The sequence below is a fragment of the Nonomuraea lactucae genome (assembly GCF_003313395.1).
GTDB lineage: Bacteria > Actinomycetota > Actinomycetes > Streptosporangiales > Streptosporangiaceae > Nonomuraea > Nonomuraea lactucae.
This window is the reverse complement of record NZ_QNFZ01000049.1, coordinates 21,115-41,485: the sequence shown is the minus strand read 5'-3', so window position 1 is coordinate 41,485 and position 20,371 is coordinate 21,115. Positions and strand designations below refer to the sequence as shown.

Here is a 20,371-nt window from a genome sequence, read left to right as displayed (position 1 = left end):
AGGCACGCGCGCCCCCGGCACGCGCGGGCCAGGCACGCGCGCTCCCGGACGGGCGGCCGGTGGCTGCGGTGGCTGGTCGCCGCCGGCACGGCGATCACCGTCCTGGTCACGGGCGCGGCGGTGGCCGTCTACCTCCGGCTCACCGGCAACGTCAGGCACATCGACGTCTCCGGGGACGACCTCGGCGCGGCCCGCCCGCCCAAGGTGGCCGGCACCGCGCTCAACGTGCTCGTCATCGGCTCCGACCAGCGCGACGGCAGGAACGCCAGGTACGGCCGCGCGGACGGCGAGCGCACCGACACGATCATGCTCGCGCACCTCTCGTCCAACCGCGAGCACGCGATGGTGGTCAGCTTCCCCCGCGACTCCCTGGTGGAGCTGCCCGCCTGCCACGCCAGGGACGGCCTGCCCGGCCAGCGCCAGCACCTCGGCATGATCAACGAGTCGTTCAACTCCGGCGGCATCGCCTGCACCTGGAAGACCATCGAGGCACTCACGGGCATCCACATCGACCACTTCGTCAAGGTGGACTTCACCGGCTTCAAGAGCATGGTCGACGCCATCGGCGGCGTCGAGGTGTGCCTGCCCGAGCCGGTGAACGACACGAAGGCGCTGCTCCACCTGCCCGCCGGGCGGCAGACGCTGGACGGCGAGCGGGCCCTCGGCTACGTCCGCGCCCGCTACAGCCTCGGCGACGGCTCCGACATCGGCCGCATCCAGCGGCAGCAGATGTTCATCGCCTCGATGGTCAAGAAGGTGATGAGCGGCGAGACCCTCACCGACCCGGCCAGGCTGCTCGGGTTCCTCGACGCGGGCACCAGGGCCGTCACCACCGACCCCGGCCTCACGCCCGGCGTCATGAAGGACCTGGCCGCCGGCCTGCAGGGCCTCAACGCCGGGCGGATCCGCTTCATCACCACGCCGTGGCACTACTCCGTCACCCACCCCGGCCGGGTCGAGTGGGTCGAGCCGCAGGCCGGCAGGCTCTTCCGGCTCGTCGCCGAGGACCGCGATCCCGGCGGCGTCGAGGGCGGCCAGGCCAAGGTGTCCCGCTCGGAGGTGCACGTCGAGGTCCGCAACGGCACCTACCGCGTGGGCCTCGGTACTCAGGTCGCGGCCCTGCTCGAACAGCGCGGCTACCACGTCACCAAGGTCGGCGACACGACTGTCAAGCCGTACGGGAAGACCGCGATCCTCTACTCCCCCAACGGCGAGACCCGCGTGCCCACCCTCGCCAAGGACGTGATCACCGCGACGCCCAGGTCGGTCCCGCAGGCCCGTACCAGCCGGCTGGTGCTGGTCATCGGTGACGACTGGAGCGGGCTGAAGGCGACACGCGCCGACGACCCTGAGGCGATCACCGAGGCGATCGACGGCTTCGCCGCCACCCACGACACCTGCGCCGCCACCTGACCCCGCCGCGTGCGGGGTCCGGCCGGAGCTAGGCCGTGAACAGTGACAGCGCGGCGAGCGCGTCCACGACCTGCCGGGCGTCGGGTGTGCTCGCCGGATCGAGCAGCCATTGGATCATGAGGCCGTCGGAGACGGCGATCAGCACGGAGACCAGCACCTCCGGCTGGACCGGCAGCTCGAACCCCAGTTCGGCACCGGCCCGGCCGATCATGTCGACGCCGGCCTGGCGCGCCCTGGCGTAGGCGCCGGCCAGCTTCTCTCGCAGCACGTTCTCGCGCAGCGCCGCCGGATAGCCCTCGACGCAGACGACGAGCTGGGGGCGCAGTTCCTCGAACACGTCGACCAGCGCCACCATGGCCCGCTCCAGCATCTCCCTCGGCGTGCCCGGCCCGGCCGTGCCGAAGATCGCCTCCTCGACCCGCCGGGTCCACGCGTCGAAGCACCCGGCGATGGCCTCGTTCAGCAGGGCGTCCTTGCCGCCGAAGTGGTAGCCGATGGAGGCCAGGTTGGTGCCCGAGGCCGCGACCAGGTCACGCGCGGTCGTGCGGGCGTAGCCCTTCTCCTGCAGGCAGCTCACCGCTCCGGCGAGGAGCCGCTCCCGGTATCCGCCGGCTTCTGTTGTCCGTGGCACATGACCATGCTACAGATATATACGAGCGTGTATGACGTACGTATACATCACTTGGAGGCACGAACATGCTCCCTCCCGGACCTCGGGCGCCGTCACCTGTGCAGACGGCATCGTTCCTGGCCGACCCCGTGCGCCTTCTCGAGAAGTGCCACCGCAGGTACGGCCCGATCTTCACCGTGCGCTTCTTCGGCTTCCCGCCCGAGGTGTACGTGGCCACCGGCGAGCTGGCCGAGCAGGTCTACAAGACCGACCAGGGCGGCGGCCGGGCCGGCCAGGCCCGGGGCGACTTCCTCGAACCCGTGGTCGGCGTGCACTCGGTGCTCATGCTGGACGGCGACCCGTGGTGGCAGCACCGCAAACTGCTCAACCCGCCGCTGCGCGCCCGGCAGGTGGCCGGCTACCACGACGAGATCACGGAGATCGCCGTCGAGCGGATCTCCACCTGGCCGCTCGACCGGCCCTTCACGCTGCGCCCCCGCATGCAGGAGATCACGCTGGAGGTGATCCTCCGGCTGGTCTTCGGCATCCGCGACGCGGAACGCCTCGGCCGCCTGCGCGTACTGCTCCCCCGCCTGATGGAGCTCGGGAGCTCCGTGACGGTCGCGATGACGCCGCCCGGGGTGCGCCGGGTCATGGGGCGCGTGCCCTTCCTGCCGTACGGGAGGTTCCTGGGGGTGCGCGCGGCCGTGGACGGGATCCTTTACGGCGAGATCACCCGCCGCCGCGCCGCTCCCGGCGGCACCGACGTGCTCGCGAGGCTGCTGGAGACCGAGCTCGACGACCAGGAGATCCGCGACGAGCTCATCACGCTGCTCCTGGCCGGCCACGAGACGACGGCCACCGGTCTCGCCTGGGCGTTCGAGCGGCTGCTCCGGATGCCGGACGTGCTCGAACGCCTGCCGGACGACGACGCCTACCTCGACGCGGTGATCAAAGAGGTCCTGCGCGTCCGGCCGGTGGTGTACGAGGCGCCGAGGCTGCTCGACGCCCCGCTGCGGCTGGGCGCGTACGAGGTGCCCGCCGGATGGTACGCCGGACCGAGCATCCCGCTGGTGCACCACGACCCCGAGGTGTTCCCCTCACCGGAGGAGTTCAGGCCGGAACGGTTCCTCGAAGGCGGGCACAACAGGTCATGGATGCCGTTCGGCGGCGGCAGGCGCTTCTGCGTCGGAGCGCAGCTGGCCCTGCTGGAGATGCGCGTGATCATCCGCGAGGTGCTGCACCGCCTCGAACTCTCCGTGGCGGATCAGGCCCCGGAGGCCAGGCGGCTCACTGGCGTGACGCTCGCACCCGCGAAGGGGGCACGCGTCACCGCGCGGGCTCGGACTCCTGTTCGGAGCCCGTAGTCGGGTGCATGTCGTCGGGCTCCGAGTCGACCCCGAGCTCCTCGCGCAGCCGGTCATAGTCAATGGTGTGGCTGGCGTACTTCATCTGGCGAGCAGCCCTGGTCTGCTTCGCCTTGGCTCTTCCTCGACCCATGGCTACTCCCTAGTCCCCGCTGTCATCCTAGCCAACAACGTTACGACTTGAAGAATTATGCAACTGCACTCGATTAGTCTGGTCACTATGCACGTGGAGGTCCACCAGGCCAAGGCCGACTTCTTCCGAACTCTCGGCCACCCCGCTCGCATCAGGGTGCTGGAGCTTCTCCAGGAAGGACCACTTCCCGTCCGGGATCTGCTCGCCCAGATCGACATCGAGGCGTCGAGCCTCTCCCAGCAGCTGGCGGTGCTGCGCAGGGCAGGGATCGTGAGCGCCATCCGCGAGGGGAGCACCGTCGTCTACACGCTGGCCACTCCAGAGCTCGCCCAACTGCTCGGCACCGCCCGGCGCATCCTCACCGACATGCTGGTCGACCAGGGCGAGCTCCTGGCAGAGCTACGAGCCGAAGTCACCTAGCGGCACGGGCCCGGAGGTCCGTTAGGCTCTGGCACATGGTCTCCGAGCTGTTCGATCCCAAGGCATGGCAGGCGGTCGAGGGATTCGACTTCACCGACATCACCTACCACCGGGCGGTCGACCAGGGCACGGTCCGCATCGCCTTCGACCGCCCGGACGTGCGCAACGCCTTCCGGCCGCAGACGGTCGACGAGCTCTACCGGGCGCTCGACCATGCTCGCCAGACCACCGACGTCGGCTGCGTGCTGCTGACCGGCAACGGCCCTTCGCCCAAGGACGGCGGCTGGGCGTTCTGCTCCGGTGGCGACCAGCGGATCAGGGGCAAGGACGGCTACCAGTACGCCGACGGCTCCCCCTCGACCGGCCGCCTCCACATCCTGGAGGTGCAGCGGCTGATCCGGTTCATGCCCAAGGTCGTCATCTGCGTGGTGCCCGGCTGGGCGGCCGGGGGCGGGCACAGCCTGCACGTGGTGGCCGACCTCACGCTGGCCAGCGAGGAGCACGCCCGCTTCAAGCAGACGGACGCCGACGTGGCGAGCTTCGACGGCGGCTTCGGCTCCGCCTACCTGGCGCGCCAGGTAGGGCAGAAGTTCGCCCGTGAGATCTTCTTCCTCGGCGACACCTACTCGGCCGCCGACGCCCACCGCATGGGCATGGTCAACGCGGTGGTGCCGCACGCCGAGCTGGAGTCCACGGCCCTGGAGTGGGCACGCAAGATCAACGGCAAGTCGCCCACGGCTCAGCGGATGCTGAAGTTCGCCTTCAACATGATCGACGACGGGCTCGTGGGCCAGCAGGTCTTCGCCGGGGAGGCCACGCGGCTGGCGTACATGACGGACGAGGCCGCCGAGGGCCGCGACTCGTTCCTGGAGAAGCGGGCTCCCGACTGGTCGCCGTTCCCCTGGCACTACTGACCCGCGAACTCCGGGAGCGCGGGGCTCAGACGGCGAGGCCGCGCAGGAAGCGCCGGACGAGCGAGGCGATCTCCGGGAGGTGCGTCTCCAGGGCGAAGTGGCCGGTGTCCAGCAGGTGGACCTCGGCGTTCTTCACGTCACGGGCGAACGCCGACGCCCCTTCCGGCCCGAAGATCTCGTCGTGCCGCCCCCAGACGGCGAGCACGGGAGGCTGGTGGGTACGCAGATAGTCCTGCCACAGCGGGTATCTCTCGACGTTCGTGCGGTAGTCGAGGAACAGCGCGAGCTGGATGTCGTGGTTGCCCGGCCGGTCGAGCAGGGCCTGGTCGAGCGCCTCCTTGTCGGGGTTGACCAGGGAGACGTCGCCCACGCCGTGGGTGTACTGCCAGTGGGTGGCCTCCCGGGTGTAGAGGGTGCGCAGCGGCTCGACGTTCTGGGCCGAAGGGTCGGCCCACGCCTTGCGGAGCACCTCCCAGAACGGGGTCAGCCCGTCCTCGTAGGCGTTGCCGTTCTGCGTGATGATGCCGGTGATCCGATCCGGATGGCGGACGGCGAGCCGGAGTCCGACCGGCGAACCGTAGTCGTGCACGTAGACGGCGTACCGGCGGACCCCGAGCGAGTCGAGCAGCCGGTCGACCACGTCGGCCAGACGGTCGAACGTGTAGTCCCACTCGTCGGCGCCCGGCGCTGAGCTGTGCCCGAACCCCGGGTAGTCGGGTGCGATCAGGTGGAACTCGTCGGCCAGGTCGGCGATCAGCTCCTGGTACGCGATCGACGAGGTCGGGAACCCGTGGAGGAGGACGAGCGCAGGCGCCGACGTGTCGCCCGCCTCGCGGTAGAAGATGTCCAGCCCGTCGATCACCGCGGTCCGGTAGTGAATGGTCATGACCTTAACCCCCTAAATCAGGTTTGATGGTTAAGTGGTAACATGGCGAACACTAACCAGTCAAACTGCTTTTAGGGGTTAAGCGTGCGAGTCCGACCGCTCCGTGGTGAGCCCGTGGCGTTGGACCTGGTCAACACCGTGTGGAGGGAGCACGGTGAGCCGGTCGACCAGTTGGACGACCTCGAAGCCGTGCGCGCCTGGCTCGCCGAGCACGGCCTGCCCGGCGATGACGACCTCGAAGGGGTGCGCGACCGGCTCCGGCAGGCCCGCGACGCTCTGCGCGCCGCACTCGAAGAGGGGGATTTCCGCCGGCTCAACGTCGTGCTCGGCCGTGGCGCCACCCGGCCGATGATGCGCGGCGCCGAGCCGTACGACGTGGTGGTCGTGGAGGACCCGGCGTGGCACGCGGCCTGGGCGGCGACGGCCGCGTTCGCACGCCTGATAGGCGAGCGGCCCGACCGGGTGCGCAAGTGCGCGCACCCCGACTGCGTGCTCTGGTTCCTCGACGCCAGCAAGAACGGCACCCGCCGCTGGTGCTCCATGGAGGGGTGCGGCAACCGGGCCAAGGTGGGCCGGTTCAACCGACGCCAGAAGCCCGCCGGCTGATCGCACGCGAAACCCGCGCAGGCCGTGGGCGACCAGCTCCAGCGAGACGTCCACCGCCGCCCGCCCCGTCGAGCGCCGCACGTTAAACATCGTCCGATCCGTCGGCCGTGAGCATGGCGGTGGCGGCGCGCTGGATGGCGGTGGCCCGGGTGAGGAAGTCGAGGACCAGCTCCAGCTGCTCGTCGGTGTAGCCCTCGTACAGCTCGGCCAGCCCCTGCACCAGCGGCTCGAACAGCTCGGCGAAGCCCGCCAGCCGCTCGAAGTTGATCTCCACGATGACCCGTCGCCGGTCCTTCGGATCGCGCACGCGGCGCACCAGCCACTTGCGCTCCAGCCGGTCGATCAGCCCGCTCACCGAGGCCGGCGCCAGCCCCGTGTGCTGCGAGATCTCCCCCGCCGTCAGCGGGCCGAGCCGCTGGAGCAGGTCGAGCGCCTTCTCCTCGGTCATGCCGAGGCCGATCCGCTCGCCCATGGCCGTGTGGTACATGACGGCGGCGTTGCTGTTGTCCCGGCCGGCCTCGCCCAGCGCCTCCAGCAAATTCTTTCGGTGCTCCGAAATACCTCTGGACACGACCCTCCTCGCGCCATATATTTCTTTCGACCGAACGAAAGGTATCACGATGAAGGCTCTCATCATAGGTTGCGGCATCGGCGGCCCGGCGACGGCGATGGCCCTGCAGCGGGCGGGCATCGAGGCCGAGGTCTTCGAGGTTTACCCGGCGTCCGCCGAGGGCGTGGGCGCGTTCCTCAACGTCGCCTCGAACGGCCTTGACGCGCTGCGCGTGCTCGGCGCGCACCGGAAGGTGATGGCCGCCGGCATCCCCACCCCGCACATGGTGATGTGGAGCGGCACCGGCAAGCGCCTCGGCGAGGTGGCGAACGGGCTCGCGCTGGAGGACGGCACGGTCAGCCACACGATCCTGCGCTCCGACCTCTACCGCGTCGTCCGCGACGAGGCCGTCTCCCGCGGGGTCCCCATCACGTACGGCAAGCGCCTGGTGGACTTCGAGGACACCGGGGACAAGGTGGTGGCCCGGTTCGAGGACGGCGGCGAGGCGGTGGGCGACATCCTGATCGCCGCCGACGGAGTCCGCTCGCGCATCCGGCACCTCCTCGACCCGCAGGCGCCGGAACCGCGCTACAGCGGCCTCTACAGCCTGGGCGGCATCGTCCACGACGCGGGCTTCGCCGGTGAGCCCGGCGTGTACAACATGATCTTCGGTAAGCGGGCCTTCTTCGGCTACACCGTGACGCGGACCGGCGACGCCTGGTGGTTCGCCAACCTCCCGCGCGCCCTCGGGGACGTGCCCGCGGACTGGAAGCCGGTGCTGCTGGAGGCGTTCGCCGACGACGCGGGGAGCGCGGCGGAGCTGATCGAGCGCGGCCGGGCGGACGGCGGGCTGCCGGTCCATGACCTGCCGCCGGTGCCGACCTGGCATCGCGGCAGGGTCGTGCTGACGGGCGACGCCGCCCACGCCACCTCGCCCAGCGCCGGGCAGGGCGCGTCGCTGGCGATCGAGGACGGGATCGTGCTGGCCAGGTGCCTGCGCGACTCCGCCGGCCACCGGGAGGCGTTCGAGCGGTTCGAGGCCGAGCGGCGCGGCAGGGTGGAGCGCGTCGTGGCCTACTCCCGGACGATCAGCAACGGCAAGGCCGCGGGGCCGGTGGCCCGGGTGTTCCGCGACCTGGCGTTGCCGTTCTTCCTGAAGAAGACCGCCAGCCAGGAGTCACTGGCCTGGATGTACCGCCACCATGTCGCACTCTGAGAGCACCTGCGAGAGCACCTGCGAGAGCACCTACTCGATGACGCGTGACAGCTCCTGTGACGCCCGCGACACCGCCGGCGCGCTCGCCGGCACCAGGGGCAGCCGCACGTCGGGCGTCGGGATCAGGCCCCTGGCGTGCAGCACCCCCTTGATGACGGTGGGGTTCGGCTCGGCGAAGAGCGCCACCGACAGCCTGGCCAGCCGGTGTCCGAGCTCCCTGGCCCGGCGGACGTCGCCGGCCCGCCACGCCCCGGCCAGCTCGGCGAACCGGCCGGTGGCCAGGTGCGCGGAGGCCAGGATGCCGCCGGAGGCGCCCAGCGCGAGCAGCGGAGACACGAACACGTCGTCGCCGCCCAGCACGGCGAAGCCCTCCGGCAGGTCGCCCAGCAGGTCGACGGCGTCCTGGTCGACGCCGCCCGCGGCGTACTTCACCCCGGCGACCATCGGGTGCCCGCCCAGGTGACGCAGCGTGGCGGCGCTCACCGGCTGCCCCGTGCGGTAGGGGATGTGGTAGATCACCAGCGGCACCGGCGTCTCCTCGGCCAGCGCCTCGAAGTACGCGACGACACCCGCCTCCGAGGGCCGCAGGAAGTAGGGCACGGTCACCAGCGCCGCCGTGACGTCCGGCGGCAGCTCGCTCAGCGCCGCGAGGACCGACCGCGGCTCGTTGCCGGTGACGCCGGCCGTCAGCGGCGCCTCCCGGTCCCGGCAGACCCGCGCGCACACCTCGATCACCCGAGCCCGCTCCTCGGGGGACAGCGCCGCGACCTCCCCGGTGGTGCCCAGCGCCACCAGCCCCGAGGCGCCCTCGTCGAGCACGTGCCCGGCGAGCTTCTCCACGGCGTCGAGCGCCACCTCTCCGGTGGCGGTGAACGGCGTGACCAGAGGTACGTGGATTCCCTTCAGCATGCTTCGAGCCTGTAGTCCGAAGACCCGTTAGGTCCAGTTCGGATTCCTGCGGTCGAGCTTAAGCTTTACTGATGCTCGATCCACGCAAGCTCCGCCTCCTCCGCGAACTGGCCAGACGCGGCACCATCGCGGCCGTGGCCGAGGCCGTGACCTTCACCCCGTCGGCGGTCTCCCAGCAGCTCAGCGCGCTGGAGAGGGAGGCGGGCGTGCCGCTCCTCGAACGCACCGGCCGGACGGTCACCCTGACGCCGGCCGGCCACCTGCTGGTGGAGCACGCGCAGGCCGTACTCGAACAACTGGAACGCGCGTCGGCGGCGCTCGCCGCGGTGCGCGGGGAGCCGTCCGGGCCGCTGCGGATCGGCGCGTTCCCGACGGCGGCCCGCGTGCTGATGCCGCCCGCGCTGGCCGAGCTGGCGCGTGCCCACCCCGCGCTGGAGCCGATGGTGGCCGAGATCGACCCGGCCGACGTCTCCGGCGCGCTGCGGGCGGGCGAGCTGGACGTCGCCCTGGTCCACGAGTACGACTTCGTGCCACCGGTCACCGACGCCTCGCTGGCCACCGAGCCGCTGTTCGGCGAGCCCATGTACCTGACCGGCCGCGCGACCGTCGCCGACGCCCGCGACGACCCCTGGATCATGAACAAGCCGGGCACGCTCTGCCACGCCATGGCCGTGCGCGCCTGCCAGGCGGCCGGGTTCGAGCCTCGGGTCCGCCACCACGTCGACGACTTCGACACGGTGCTCGCGTTCGCCGCCGCCGGTCAGGGGGTCGCGCTGGTGCCGCGCCTCGCCGCGCTCTCACCGCCGTCCGGCGTGCCACTGACCGAGCTGCCTCTGAGCCGCCGCACGCTGGCGGCCTTCCGCAGAGGGTACGGCGGGCATCCGGCGATCAGGGCGGCCGTCGCCGCCTTCCACACCGCCATCACCCACCTCCCTCTCTCCCGAACCCGGTTGACGGGAGCCAGTCTGGATTTGTTGGAATGATTGGCAGAAATGCCCGACACATCCCGCGAAGAGTGCTCATACTGGAGTCAGCTGGCCCTACAGGAGCACCGCATGCGGAAGACACCCCCACGCATGACGACGGAGGACGGGCTGCCGTCGAGCCAGTTCCTCCAGCTCGCCGCAGTGGACTTCACCGGCGTCTACGCCGTCCACCTCGCCGCCAAGGAAGAGCGCCTGAAGATGACCAGGCTGGCGATGAGCCTGTTGTCTGGACCGTTCCTGGCGACCATCGCGCTCACCACCGCCAAGGTGGTGGACCCTCGGGATCTCGCGGCCTGGCACACCGTGCCCTGGTACCTGTTCGCGCTGGTGGCCGCGTTCGGGCTGCTCAGCGTGCTGCCCTTCCTGCGCATGATCGAGGCGGGCAACGCCTGCGCCCGGACGGCGCGGGCGATCAACAACTTCCGGCTGCTGTACGCGACGCAGCTGAAGGACGAGCTCGCCTGGTCGCCGAACCTGCCGGTCGATCCCCGCTTTCCCGAGACCTACGCTCCGCTGGCCTGGCCGGGCATCAACGTCATGATGCTGGCCATCGCCAACTCCGCGTACCTGACCGTCGGCGTCACCGGCCTCAGCGGGCAGGAGCCCAACGCGCTGCTGCTGCTGAGCAGCCTCGTGCTGGTGGCGCTCGTGCACTACTCCGTCTACTACGTGCGCTGCAACGTGACCAGGCGGCGCCGGCTGCCGCACAACCCCTACCAGTTCCCGAACGTGGAGACCTGAATGCCCGACCCGGAAGTGTGGGCGTCATGTGGGGAGGCGTGGATCTGGCTGATGCGCCATGTGTGGACGGCCGGCGCGCTCGGCGACGACGACCGCGGCCCGGTCATGGAGGGGCCGCCCGTGCTGTTCGAGATGGCCGAGGTGAGCCGGGACGACCCGATCATCGACAAGCACGGTGACCACGACCGGCTCGCGCTCTACTGCAGGAAGTTCACGCAGGACACGGTGGTGCCGCCGTTCAAGTACAGCTACGGGGCCCGGATCAAGGGGCAGCTGAGCTGGGCGACCGACCTGCTGCGGGCCAAGCCGTACAGCAAGAGCGCCTGGATCTCGCTCACCACGCCGGGCGAGCCGTACGACTCGGTGCCGTGCCTGAGCGGGCTGGCCTTCAGGCTGCGTGACGGCGTGCTGGTCATGACAGCGGTGTTCCGGTCGCAGAACGTGTTCACCAGCTACATGAACTACGTGCCGCTGGCGGACGTCCAGGCGGGGATGGCGCGGGGGCTCGGCGTGGAGAGCGGGCCGATGCGGGTGTTCGTGGACGTGCCGCACCTCTACCTGTCGGACAGTACGCAGGTGCTGCGGGTCATGCGGCCGGCTCTGCCTCGGCTGCTGTGAGGGTCCCTACTCCGTGACCGGCTTCCTCGCCTCCACCATCCAGGTGGCGGCCCACGGCCCGCCGTACCAGTAGCGCCAGCCGAGGTCGCGCCTGCGCACGTCCACCACGCCCAGGCCGCGCAGTGCCGCCTCGTGGGCGGGCCCGTGCCGCTGCTGGTCGGCGATCAGCAGCAGCCCGCCGGGGCGCAGCACCCGGTACGCCTCGCGCAGGGCACGCCCCTCACCGTCGAGGAGGCCGCGCGGGGCCAGGCCGGAGACCACCACGTCGAACGTCGCGTCGCCGAACGGCAGGTCGCGCATGTCGCCGGCGACCAGCCCGACCGTGACGCCCTCGGCCTCGGCGTTGGCCCGAGTGAGGCGCTCACCGTGGTTCCGCGGCCGGCCGCCGACGCGCCAGAGGTCGATCCCGACGGCCCGCCCCTCGGGCAGCCGCTCGGCGGCCGGCAGCAGCACCGCGCCCCGCCCGCAGCCGAGGTCGAGCAGCCACTCGTCGCCCTTCAGCCGGTCCAGCTCCCTCCCCCACACGGCGAACTTCCCGCGGCGGGCCGTGTAGAGGTGGCTGGCGGCGCTGGCCAGCGTGTAGAGGCCACCGAGCAGGAAGACCACCCCGGCGGTCGGCACGCCGGAGACGAACGAGACCGCCGCCAGGCACAGCAGCGCCAGCCCGCCGAGGACCAGTCCGGCCAGAGCCCAGGGCGCGTCGAACCCGTAGTTCCCGCGTCGCACACTCACGGCCATCCCTTGCCCTCGAATTGACACGACACTTCCGTTACGCAGCCCCAATCAAGCACAAACCGTTACTAACCTGGAAGCGTCCTGCTCGAAAACAGGGGGTTGACCAGGGATGACAGGCACGGAACGCGGGTTCGGGCCCGTCTCCAGCGTCGCCCTGATCGTGGGGTCCGCCCTCCTGTGGGGCGTCGCCCATCTGGCCACCGACCGCCGCAGGACCGGCCTCGCCCTCATGGCGGCCCACGTGCTTGTGCTCGCCGTCGTCATCACCGCGCTCACGGGTTTCGGCCCGCAGTTGCTGTCGCTGGCCGTCCAGCCCGCCTGGCTCACCGGGATGTCCGTCGCGCTGGCCGTCATCGCGCTCGCCTGGTCCATAGTGATCATCCGGTCTTTCGTCCTCGTACGGCCCGAGCCCTCCCACACCGTGGGCCGGGCCCTCACCGCCGTGGTCGCCGCCGGGCTCTGCGCGCTCATCCTGGCCCCCACCTCGTACGCGGCCAGGATGGCCTACCTGTCTCGCGACCTGGTGCAGACCCTGTTCACCAACACCTCGCCGGTCATGGCCCAGGACCCGTGGAACGGCGCGGACCGGGTCAACTTCCTGCTCCTCGGCGGCGACTCCGCCCCGGGCCGGCCGGGAGTGCGCACCGACAGCATGACGGTGGCCAGCGTCGACACCGCGACCGGGGCCACCGTCCTGTTCGGCCTGCCGCGCAACCTGCAGCGGGTGCAGCTCCCCGCGGGCCCGGCGAGAGACCACTTCCCGAGCGGCTTCTCCGGTAGCGGGCCGGACACTCCGGGCCTGCTCAACGAGGTGTTCCAGTACGCCGAGGACCACCCCGAGATGGTGCCGGGCGTGCGGCGCGGCCAGCGCGGCCCGGCGCTGCTCAAGCAGACCGTCGGCGACATCCTCGGGCTGCCGGTGAGCTACTACGCGCTGGTGGACATGAGAGGGTTCGCGCAGATCATCGACGCGATGGGCGGCGTCAAGGTCACCATCAAGGAGCCGATCGTCTACGGCAAGTACCGCGAAGGGCTGATCTCCCCCGGCACGCGCAAGCTGACGGGCTCCGAGGCTCTCTGGTTCGGCCGCTCCCGCACCGACAGCGACGACTACGTCCGCATGGGCCGCCAGAAGTGCCTGCTCAACGCCGTCGCCAAGCAGGCCGACCCGATCACCGTCATCAACAGCTTCGAGCAGCTCGCCACGGCCACGAAGCGGGCCATCTCCACCGACATCCCCCAGAACCTCCTGCCACCGCTGGTGGACCTGGCGCACAAGGTCAAGGACGCCAGGATCAGGAGCCTCAACTTCGTGCCGCCGCTCGTCAACACCGCCTACCCCGACTGGAACCTGATCCGGGACAAGGTCGCCGAGGCCCTGGCCGACCGGCCCGCGCAGCGCACCCCCCGGACCCCCACGAGCGGTAGCCCCACCACCTCGCCGACGCAGAGCCCGGACCAGGCGGTCCCGCTCGACGCGGCCTGCGGCTAGTCCCCGATTCGAAATCCCGTCCTCACGCCCGTCGCGGGTGTGGCATGATTGTCGCCGACCTCGAACGACAACGGTTTTCATAATCATTGGAGCGTGCGCGTGAGGGTGGCGTTCGTCGGCAAGGGCGGCAGCGGCAAGACCACGATGTCGGCGCTGTTCGCGAGATACGTCGCGCACCAGGGCGGCCCGGTGGTCGCCGTGGACGCCGACATCAACCAGCACCTGGCCCTCGTGCTGGGCGCGGATGATCCGCCGGAGCCACTCGGCTCCCACCTCACCGCCATCAAAGACCGGCTGCGCGGCGACAACCCGCGCATCCCCTCGGCCGAGGCCATGGTCAAGACCACCCCGCCAGGCCGCGGCTCCAGCCTGCTCACCTTCGAGGACCTGGCCTCCGGCACCTTCACCGGGCCCGCACGCGAGTTGGCCGTCACCACACCGGAGGGTGTCCGGCTCATGGCCACCGGCCCGTTCAGCGAGGACGACCTGGGCGTGGCCTGCTACCACTCCAAGGTCGGCGCGGTGGAGCTGCTGCTCAACCACCTCGTCGACGGCCCGTCCGAGTACGTCGTGGTCGACATGACCGCCGGGGCCGACTCCTTCGCCTCCGGGCTGTTCACCCGCTTCGACCTGACGTTCCTCGTCGCGGAGCCCACCAGGCAGGGCGTGGGCGTCTACCGGCAGTATCTCGACTACGCCGCCGACTTCGGCGTGCGCATCGCGGTCGTCGGCAACAAGGTGCACGGACCCTCCGACGTCGACTTCCTGCGGGCCCAGGTCGGCGACGACCTGCTCACCTGGATGGAGCACTCGGCCGCCGTCCGCGCCATGGAGCAGGGCCGCCCGTTCGCCCTCGACGACCTGGAGCCGGCCAACACCGACGCCCTCGCCGTGCTGCTCAAGGAGCTCGACGCGCAGGAGAAGGACTGGGTCAGGTTCGGCCGCCAGACCGAGGAGTTCCACCTGCGCAACGCCCGCGCCTGGGGCGACGCCCGGACCGGCCTCGACCTGGGCGACCAGATCGACCCCGAGTTCGTCTACGGCCCCTGACCACACGACTGTTCCCCTCCAGCCATCTGGAGCCCCAGAGCGGCGCCACATAGCGTCGGATAGATCCCTTCCGAGAGGAGACAGCATGTCGCTGACCGTTCCGAACGATCTTCTCGACCAGGCCAGAGCAGGCGAGGTGGACGACGTGGCGTTCGTCGCCTGCGTCCGCGACTCCCTGCCGTACGCGTGGTCGGTGATCAGCGAGCTGGTCCAGCAGCGTGACACGAGCGGAGCCGAGTTCGCCGACAACGAGGTCCCGCCGCCGTCGGAGGAGGCGCGCGGCCAGCTCCTGCGCTGCCTGGCGAGCGACGCGATGCGCGGGGCGCTGGAGCGCCACTTCGGCGTGCGGCTCGCCTTCCAGAACTGCCACCGGGTCGCCGTCTTCGACCCCACGGCCACCGAGGCGCTGCGCGACTTCGTGACGCCGAGAGCCCAGATCCTCAACCAGAAGCCCGAGCTGGTCGACTGCTGATCCTGGGCGGCGGCGGTGGTGGATCGGGAAGGCCCCGGTTCACCACCGCTCGTGCTCCCGCTCACGGGGCGGCGCCTCGGCCTTCCGCACGCGGGGCAGCACCTCGGCGCCGAGGCGGCGGACGGTCTCCAGCACGCGCCGGTGCTCGCCCAGCCCCTCGACCATGAGGATCAGGTGCCGCACGCCGGTGGCCTCGGCCGTGCGCAGGATCGCCTCCGCGCAGTGGTCAGCGGAGCCGACAGGGTGGACCCGGGTCAGGAAGTCCACGTACGCGCCGACGTCGCGCCGGGCGCGGCCCCGCCCGTCCACCGGCACGTAGCCCGCGAGTCCGGGCTCCAGCCAGCGCGGCATCGCCTCCGTCAACTCCCGTACGGCCCGCCGCGTGGAGTCGGCCACGTGACCGACCGCCGCCGCGACGTGGCCGGTCTCCGGCTCGCCCCGCAGTTCCTCGTACGCGGCCACCGCCGCCGCCCTCTCCCGGTCGTCCACGTGCATGCCGAGCAGCATCGGCAGCCCGCGCGCCGCGGCCAGCGCCAGCGTCGCCTCGGAGGTGCACGCCACCACCGGCCGCATCGTGGCGGCGGGCACCATCGCGACCTCCCTGAACCTGAAGAACTCCCCGTCGGCCGACACCCGATCCCCCGAAAGGGCCTTCACCAGCACGTCGAGCGACTCCCCGAATCCACGCTCGAACCGCTCCAGCCCGATCCCGAACACCTCCAGGTCCACCCACGGCCCGCCCCTGCCGACTCCCAGCGTGAACCGCCCGCCCGACAGGTGGTGCAGCATGGCCGCCTGCTCGGCCAGCGCCACCGGGTGCCAGGTGGACAGCACGCTCACCGCGGTCCCGAGCCCGATCCGCGCCGTCCGCCCGGCCGCGACCGCGGCGAGCGTGATCGCCGACGGGCAGACGCCGTACGTCATGAAGTGGTGCTCGGCGATCCAGGCGTCGTCGAACCCCGCCTCCTCCGCCGCCACGACCAGCTCCACCGCCTCGGCCAGCACGCGTCCCGGCTCCCGTCCGGGGAAGCCCGCGGCGACGAGGAAGAGCCCGATGCGCATGGCCGCCTACCCGAACAGGCTCACCTGGCCCTCGGTCGCCGCCGGGTCGCGGTGCCTCTTCAGGTGGCGCCACCGCGGCAGGTCGTCGAGGTACGACCACGACAGCCGGTGGTGCTCGGTGGGGCCCAGCCGGGCGAGGGCCTCCTGGTGCACCGGCGACGGGTAGCCGGCGTTGTCGGCGAAGCCGTACTCCTCGCAGCCGATCGCCGCCATCTGGGCGTCGCGCCGGACCTTGGCCAGCACCGACGCCGCCGCCACCGAGACGCTGGCCGCGTCGCCCCTGACCTCCAGCCGCACCGGCCAGGGCGGGCCGATGTAGTCGTGCGCGCCGTCGAGGATCACCGCGCCGGGCCTGACGGGGAGGGCCACCGGCCAGGGCGGGCCGATGTAGTCGTGCGCGCCGTCGAGGATCACCGCGCCGGGCCTGACGGGGAGGGCGTCGAGCGCCCGGCGGGCGGCGCGGCGCAGGGCCTCCGTCATCCCCAGCTCGTCGATCTCCTCGGGGCCCGTCTCGCCGAAGCCGATGCCCGCGGCCCACGACCGCAGCTCGGCGGCGAGCGTCTCGCGCCTGCCGGGCAGCACCTGCTTGGAGTCGGTCAGGCCGGCGGGTGGGTCCGACAGATCGGTGACGACCGCGCAGACGGTCACCGGGCCGGCCCAGGCGCCGCGCCCCACCTCGTCGACGCCCGCCACGGTGCGGGTGCTGGGCTGCGAGAGCAGGAGCTGCTCGATCTCGTAGGTCGGCGCCATAGCCGCAGACGCTACCGCGCGCCGTCCCGCCGCGGCTGCGGAACGCCCGGACGCCACCGGGCCGCGAGCCGCCTCGCCGACCGGCTGCCCAACCACGGCTCCGCACGACCCGTCGCTCCGGACCGCGCGGGCGCTACCGGTCGGCGAGCCGCAGCGGCTCCAGGTCGGCGGCGATGTAGCGCGCCGCCACGTGGATGGCCCGCAGCGTCACCGAGACCGAGGGGCGGTGGACGCTGGAGCCGCGGGCGACGGCGTGCACCTCCCGCCCCACCGGGTTGCCGGGGAAGTGGCGTACGGCCAGGCCGCGTACCCCGGCCGCCAGGGCGAGCGCGGGCACGGCGGCGATGCCGAGGCCCTTGGCCACCAGCGACAGGATCGTGCCGAGCCCCTCGAACTCCCAGGGCGTCGGCTTGGTGCCGCCCACGTCCACGAGGAGCCGGTCGACCGCGAGCCGCGACGGCTCGCCGTCCGGGGTGGCCATCCACGGCTCGTCGCGCAGCTCCCGCAGGTCGAGCGGCACGTCCGGGTCGGCCAGCCGGTGCTTGCGCGGCACGACCAGCACGAGCGGGTCGTACAGCAGCGGGAACACCCGCACGTTCTCGCTCTCCCGGGCGCGGCCGTACCAGTCGTCCACGAGCGCGATGTCCACCTCGCCCGCCTGGACCTCGCGCATGCCCCGCCCCGACCGGCTCTGCCGCAGGCGGAGCGTCAGCTGCGTGTGGCGGCGCAGCGAGCGGGCGAGCGCCGGCGCGAATGCGACGGCCGCCGTGGGGAAGGCTGTTACCACGACGCGTCCGGAGGGGGTGCCCGCGTGGGCCGAGAGATCCGACTCGGCCTCCTCGACCATGGACAGGATGCGCTCCGCGTGCGCGACCAGGCGGCGGCCCGCGTCGGTGAGTTCAGCGCTGCGCGCGGTCCGGTCGATGAGGGCCGTGCCGGTCTCGCGTTCCAGCGCGGCCAGTTGCTGGGAGATCGCGGAGGGGCTGTAGCCGAGCGACTCGGCGGTCGCGGCGATGCTGCCGCGCCTGGCGAACTCGCAGATCAACACCAAACGCCGCAAATCAAGCATCGTATTTCCTTACGCCTACCCACAAAAAGCCTCGCTTGTAGTGATGCCTTCATCCAACCACCCTGGGAACGTGACAAGCATGACGGTGACGTTGTCCGCCACGCTGGCGGCGAACGAGGACATCGAACGAAGACGGCGCGCCGGGCAGCGGGTGCTGCACCTGGCCTTCGGCGAGGCGGGGCTGCCCGTCCACCCGGCGCTACGCGAGAGGCTGGCCACCGCCTCCGACCGCAACGGCTACGGCCCGGTCGCCGGGGCGGCCGGGCTGCGTGACGCGGCGGCGGGCTACTGGACCAGGCGCGGACTCCCCACCGACCCCGAGTCGGTCGTGTGCGGGCCCGGCAGCAAGTCGCTGCTGTACGGCGTGCTCCTGGCCATCGGCGGCGACGTCGTGGTGACCATGCCGAGCTGGGTCAGCTACGCCGCCCAGGCCGACCTGGTGGGTTCGCGACCCATCCTGGTGCCCGCTCCGGCACAGGAGGGCGGCGTCCCCGATCCCGAACGGCTGTCCTCAGCCGTGCTCCACGCCCGCGCCCACGGCCGGACCGTCAGCTCCGTGATCGTCACGCTCCCCGACAACCCCACGGGCCGGCTGGCCACGCCGGGCACGGTCGCGCGCCTGGTGGCCGTGGCCCGCGAGCTCGACCTGACCATCATCTCCGACGAGATCTACCGGGATCTGACGCACGATCCCGGCCTGCCGTACATCTCACCGGCCGATCTGGCCCCCGAGCGCACCGTCGTCACCACGGGGCTGAGCAAGAGCCTCGCGCTGGGCGGCTGGCGCATCGGCGTGGCCCGGCTGCCCGACGGCGCGCACGACCTGCGCGCCAGGCTGCTCGCCGTGGCCAGCGAGATCTGGTCGGCGCCCGCCGCCCCGGTGCAGGAGGCTGCCGCGTACGCCTTCGACGAACCGCCCGAGCTGGTCGAGCGCATCGCGCTGAGCCGCAGGCTGCACTGCGCTGTGGTGCGGGCGGCGCACGCGGCGTTCGCCGGGATCGGCGCCTCGGCGCCGGTGCCGCAGGGCGGCTTCTACCTCTACCCCGATCTCGGCCACCTGCGCCTCGGCGGCTCCGCCGAGATCACCCGCATCCTGCTCGACGAGCACGGCATCGGCGTGCTGCCCGGACACGCGTTCGGTGACGCCCCCGGCGCCGCCCGGGTGCGGGTCGCGGTCAGCCTCCTTTACGGGGAGACGGCCGAAGAGCGCCTGGCCGCGCTGAACAGCTCCGATCCGCTCCACCTGCCGTGGATCGCGGCCGGCCTCGACCACCTGTCCATGGGCCTGAAGGAGCTCTCGCTGGCGCGCCGGGACACCGCGCGTGAACGGCGTCAGGCGCTCGTGCCGACCCCGTGTCACGGTTAGGCGAAATCTTCGCCGAACGCGTCGGTCTCACTCCCCGAATCACCGTGCTGACCTGCGAAAACACCATGCCGCCCGAAACCCGCGAAAGTTGCCTGTCGTTGCCTGGTTACAGCAGGCCCGGCCACCCCTCATCATGTGCTCATGCCCGCTCTTGTCACCTTGTCCGGGCGCCTCGTGCGCCTGGAACCTCTCAGCCACGCGGCGGTCGACGACCTCGTCGCCGCGGCGAGTGAAGACCGCTCCACGTATGCCTTCACTCGTGTCCCGGCCGGCCGGGACGAGATGGTCTCCTACGTGGAGGCCGCGCTGGCTGAGCAGGCGGAGGGCCGCACCTTGCCCTTCGCCATCCGGTGGCTGAACACCGACCGTGTGGTCGGTGCCACCCGTCTCATGCACCTGGAGTACTGGCAGGGCCCCATGCCCTGGCCTCCGGGCGCGCTGAGCGCGGTGGGCGAGGTCCCGTCCGTGGCGGACATCGGTTACACCTGGCTGGGCGCCTCCGCCCAGGGCACGGGTGCCAACCGGGAGAGCAAGTTCCTGCTTCTCTCACACGCCTTCGAGACCTGGAACGTCCATCGCATCACGCTCAAGGCAGATGTACGAAACGTTCGATCCCGGGCCGCCATCGAGGCCCTCGGCGCACACTTCGACGGGGTGCGGCGAGCGGAGAGCCGAGGCGCCGACGACACGGTCCGAGATACGGCGTTCTACTCGATCCTGCATTCCGAATGGCCCGCCGTCCGCGAACGGCTGATGCTGAGACTCTCCCCGCTGGAAGCGGCAGTCGAGGCAGCATAGAAACGTCCGTCGAAGGCCCCGCCCGCCAAAAGGGCGGGGCCTCCTGTTTTTGCGGAGATCCCCATGCGCGTCGGGCACGGCCGCCCCCGCGATCTGGGACCATGCCACGCTGCCACCATCAGGATCGGGTCCGTTGTTCAACGCCCGATCAAAGCCTGATCAACGTTCGGGTTAACGCGATCCCCCATGCCTATGTGTTAGCTAGCGT

Annotated in this window: 23 protein-coding genes; 14 read left to right on the top strand and 9 right to left on the bottom strand. The window is 71.4% G+C overall.

Annotated features, from left to right (window positions below; translation table 11 throughout):
• Nucleotides 1-1,413: LCP family protein (locus DQW85_RS03810; RefSeq protein ID WP_162794700.1), on the top strand; the 1,413-nt coding region annotated here is incomplete at its 5' end.
• Between the two features lie 28 nt (nucleotides 1,414-1,441).
• Here the strand turns inward: DQW85_RS03810 and DQW85_RS03805 are convergent.
• Nucleotides 1,442-2,044, bottom strand: coding sequence for a TetR/AcrR family transcriptional regulator (locus DQW85_RS03805; RefSeq protein ID WP_113699024.1), 603 nt, complete (start codon nucleotides 2,042-2,044; stop codon nucleotides 1,442-1,444).
• Nucleotides 2,045-2,142: 98 nt separating this feature from the next.
• Between DQW85_RS03805 and DQW85_RS03800 the strand changes: the two genes are divergently transcribed.
• A complete protein-coding gene (locus DQW85_RS03800; RefSeq protein WP_162794699.1) occupies nucleotides 2,143-3,390 on the top strand; it encodes a cytochrome P450 in 1,248 nt (415 codons plus the stop codon).
• Here DQW85_RS03800 and DQW85_RS03795 read toward each other — a convergent pair.
• Entirely contained in the window at nucleotides 3,353-3,523 is a 171-nt protein-coding gene (locus DQW85_RS03795) for a DUF3073 family protein (protein WP_113699022.1), read from the bottom strand. The two genes, DQW85_RS03800 and DQW85_RS03795, sit on opposite strands and share 38 nt — an antisense overlap.
• 87 nt (nucleotides 3,524-3,610) lie before the next feature.
• Between DQW85_RS03795 and DQW85_RS03790 the strand changes: the two genes are divergently transcribed.
• Together DQW85_RS03790 and DQW85_RS03785 are read left to right on the top strand one after the other, a co-directional pair.
• Nucleotides 3,611-3,943: an ArsR/SmtB family transcription factor gene (locus DQW85_RS03790; RefSeq protein ID WP_109530861.1), complete on the top strand. Its 333-nt coding sequence runs from the start codon at nucleotides 3,611-3,613 to the stop codon at nucleotides 3,941-3,943.
• Between the two features lie 35 nt (nucleotides 3,944-3,978).
• Nucleotides 3,979-4,857: a 1,4-dihydroxy-2-naphthoyl-CoA synthase gene (locus DQW85_RS03785; protein WP_113699021.1), complete on the top strand. Its 879-nt coding sequence runs from the start codon at nucleotides 3,979-3,981 to the stop codon at nucleotides 4,855-4,857.
• Nucleotides 4,858-4,882: 25 nt separating this feature from the next.
• Here the strand turns inward: DQW85_RS03785 and DQW85_RS03780 are convergent, their stop codons facing one another.
• Nucleotides 4,883-5,743: an alpha/beta fold hydrolase gene (locus DQW85_RS03780; protein ID WP_113699020.1), complete on the bottom strand. Its 861-nt coding sequence runs from the start codon at nucleotides 5,741-5,743 to the stop codon at nucleotides 4,883-4,885.
• Nucleotides 5,744-5,857: 114 nt separating this feature from the next.
• Between DQW85_RS03780 and DQW85_RS03775 the strand changes: the two genes are divergently transcribed.
• Complete coding sequence (locus tag DQW85_RS03775) at nucleotides 5,858-6,349, top strand: CGNR zinc finger domain-containing protein (RefSeq protein WP_205314860.1); 492 nt, start codon at nucleotides 5,858-5,860, stop codon at nucleotides 6,347-6,349.
• An 82-nt stretch (nucleotides 6,350-6,431) separates the two neighbouring features.
• On the opposite strand, the gene DQW85_RS03770 is transcribed toward DQW85_RS03775, so the two are convergent.
• A complete protein-coding gene (locus DQW85_RS03770) occupies nucleotides 6,432-6,920 on the bottom strand; it encodes a MarR family winged helix-turn-helix transcriptional regulator (protein WP_240196900.1) in 489 nt (162 codons plus the stop codon).
• A 49-nt stretch (nucleotides 6,921-6,969) separates the two neighbouring features.
• Here DQW85_RS03770 and DQW85_RS03765 point away from each other — a divergent pair, with 49 nt between their 5' ends.
• Entirely contained in the window at nucleotides 6,970-8,115 is a 1,146-nt protein-coding gene (locus tag DQW85_RS03765) for an FAD-dependent monooxygenase (protein ID WP_113699017.1), read from the top strand.
• Nucleotides 8,116-8,145: 30 nt separating this feature from the next.
• Here the strand turns inward: DQW85_RS03765 and DQW85_RS03760 are convergent, their stop codons facing one another.
• Entirely contained in the window at nucleotides 8,146-9,024 is an 879-nt protein-coding gene (locus DQW85_RS03760) for a 4-hydroxy-tetrahydrodipicolinate synthase family protein (protein ID WP_113699016.1), read from the bottom strand.
• 71 nt (nucleotides 9,025-9,095) lie between these two features.
• Here DQW85_RS03760 and DQW85_RS03755 point away from each other — a divergent pair, with 71 nt between their 5' ends.
• From DQW85_RS03755 to DQW85_RS03745, 3 genes are all read left to right on the top strand, one after another.
• Nucleotides 9,096-10,007, top strand: coding sequence for a LysR family transcriptional regulator (locus DQW85_RS03755; RefSeq protein ID WP_113699015.1), 912 nt, complete (start codon nucleotides 9,096-9,098; stop codon nucleotides 10,005-10,007).
• A 72-nt stretch (nucleotides 10,008-10,079) separates the two neighbouring features.
• Nucleotides 10,080-10,751, top strand: a complete 672-nt coding sequence (locus tag DQW85_RS03750; RefSeq protein ID WP_162794698.1) for a hypothetical protein — start codon at nucleotides 10,080-10,082, stop codon at nucleotides 10,749-10,751.
• Entirely contained in the window at nucleotides 10,752-11,369 is a 618-nt protein-coding gene (locus tag DQW85_RS03745) for a thymidylate synthase family protein (RefSeq protein WP_113699013.1), read from the top strand. It abuts the gene before it with no gap.
• A gap of 6 nt (nucleotides 11,370-11,375) precedes the next feature.
• Here DQW85_RS03745 and DQW85_RS03740 read toward each other — a convergent pair whose 3' ends face one another.
• Complete coding sequence (locus tag DQW85_RS03740; protein WP_113699031.1) at nucleotides 11,376-12,101, bottom strand: class I SAM-dependent methyltransferase; 726 nt, start codon at nucleotides 12,099-12,101, stop codon at nucleotides 11,376-11,378.
• 112 nt (nucleotides 12,102-12,213) lie between these two features.
• On the opposite strand from DQW85_RS03740, the gene DQW85_RS03735 reads away from it, so the two are divergent.
• From DQW85_RS03735 to DQW85_RS03725, 3 genes are all read left to right on the top strand, one after another.
• Nucleotides 12,214-13,596, top strand: a complete 1,383-nt coding sequence (locus DQW85_RS03735; RefSeq protein ID WP_240196899.1) for an LCP family glycopolymer transferase — start codon at nucleotides 12,214-12,216, stop codon at nucleotides 13,594-13,596.
• 99 nt (nucleotides 13,597-13,695) lie between these two features.
• Nucleotides 13,696-14,646, top strand: coding sequence for an ATP-binding protein (locus DQW85_RS03730; RefSeq protein ID WP_113699012.1), 951 nt, complete (start codon nucleotides 13,696-13,698; stop codon nucleotides 14,644-14,646).
• 85 nt (nucleotides 14,647-14,731) lie between these two features.
• Entirely contained in the window at nucleotides 14,732-15,118 is a 387-nt protein-coding gene (locus DQW85_RS03725) for an SCO5389 family protein (protein ID WP_113699011.1), read from the top strand.
• A 39-nt stretch (nucleotides 15,119-15,157) separates the two neighbouring features.
• Here the strand turns inward: DQW85_RS03725 and DQW85_RS03720 are convergent, their stop codons facing one another.
• The 3 genes from DQW85_RS03720 to DQW85_RS03710 form a co-directional block, all read right to left on the bottom strand.
• Nucleotides 15,158-16,180, bottom strand: a complete 1,023-nt coding sequence (locus DQW85_RS03720; RefSeq protein WP_113699010.1) for an LLM class flavin-dependent oxidoreductase — start codon at nucleotides 16,178-16,180, stop codon at nucleotides 15,158-15,160.
• Nucleotides 16,181-16,186: 6 nt separating this feature from the next.
• Nucleotides 16,187-16,930, bottom strand: coding sequence for a ribonuclease HII (locus DQW85_RS03715; RefSeq protein ID WP_113699009.1), 744 nt, complete (start codon nucleotides 16,928-16,930; stop codon nucleotides 16,187-16,189).
• A gap of 133 nt (nucleotides 16,931-17,063) precedes the next feature.
• Complete coding sequence (locus DQW85_RS03710; RefSeq protein ID WP_113699008.1) at nucleotides 17,064-17,999, bottom strand: LysR family transcriptional regulator; 936 nt, start codon at nucleotides 17,997-17,999, stop codon at nucleotides 17,064-17,066.
• Nucleotides 18,000-18,078: 79 nt separating this feature from the next.
• Here DQW85_RS03710 and DQW85_RS03705 point away from each other — a divergent pair, with 79 nt between their 5' ends.
• Together DQW85_RS03705 and DQW85_RS03700 are read left to right on the top strand one after the other, a co-directional pair.
• Complete coding sequence (locus DQW85_RS03705; protein WP_113699007.1) at nucleotides 18,079-19,365, top strand: pyridoxal phosphate-dependent aminotransferase; 1,287 nt, start codon at nucleotides 18,079-18,081, stop codon at nucleotides 19,363-19,365.
• Nucleotides 19,366-19,506: 141 nt separating this feature from the next.
• Nucleotides 19,507-20,163 carry a GNAT family N-acetyltransferase gene (locus DQW85_RS03700; RefSeq protein ID WP_113699006.1) on the top strand — a complete coding sequence of 219 codons (657 nt, stop codon included), beginning with the start codon at nucleotides 19,507-19,509 and terminating at the stop codon, nucleotides 20,161-20,163.
• The last annotated feature ends 208 nt before the right edge of the window (nucleotides 20,164-20,371 follow it).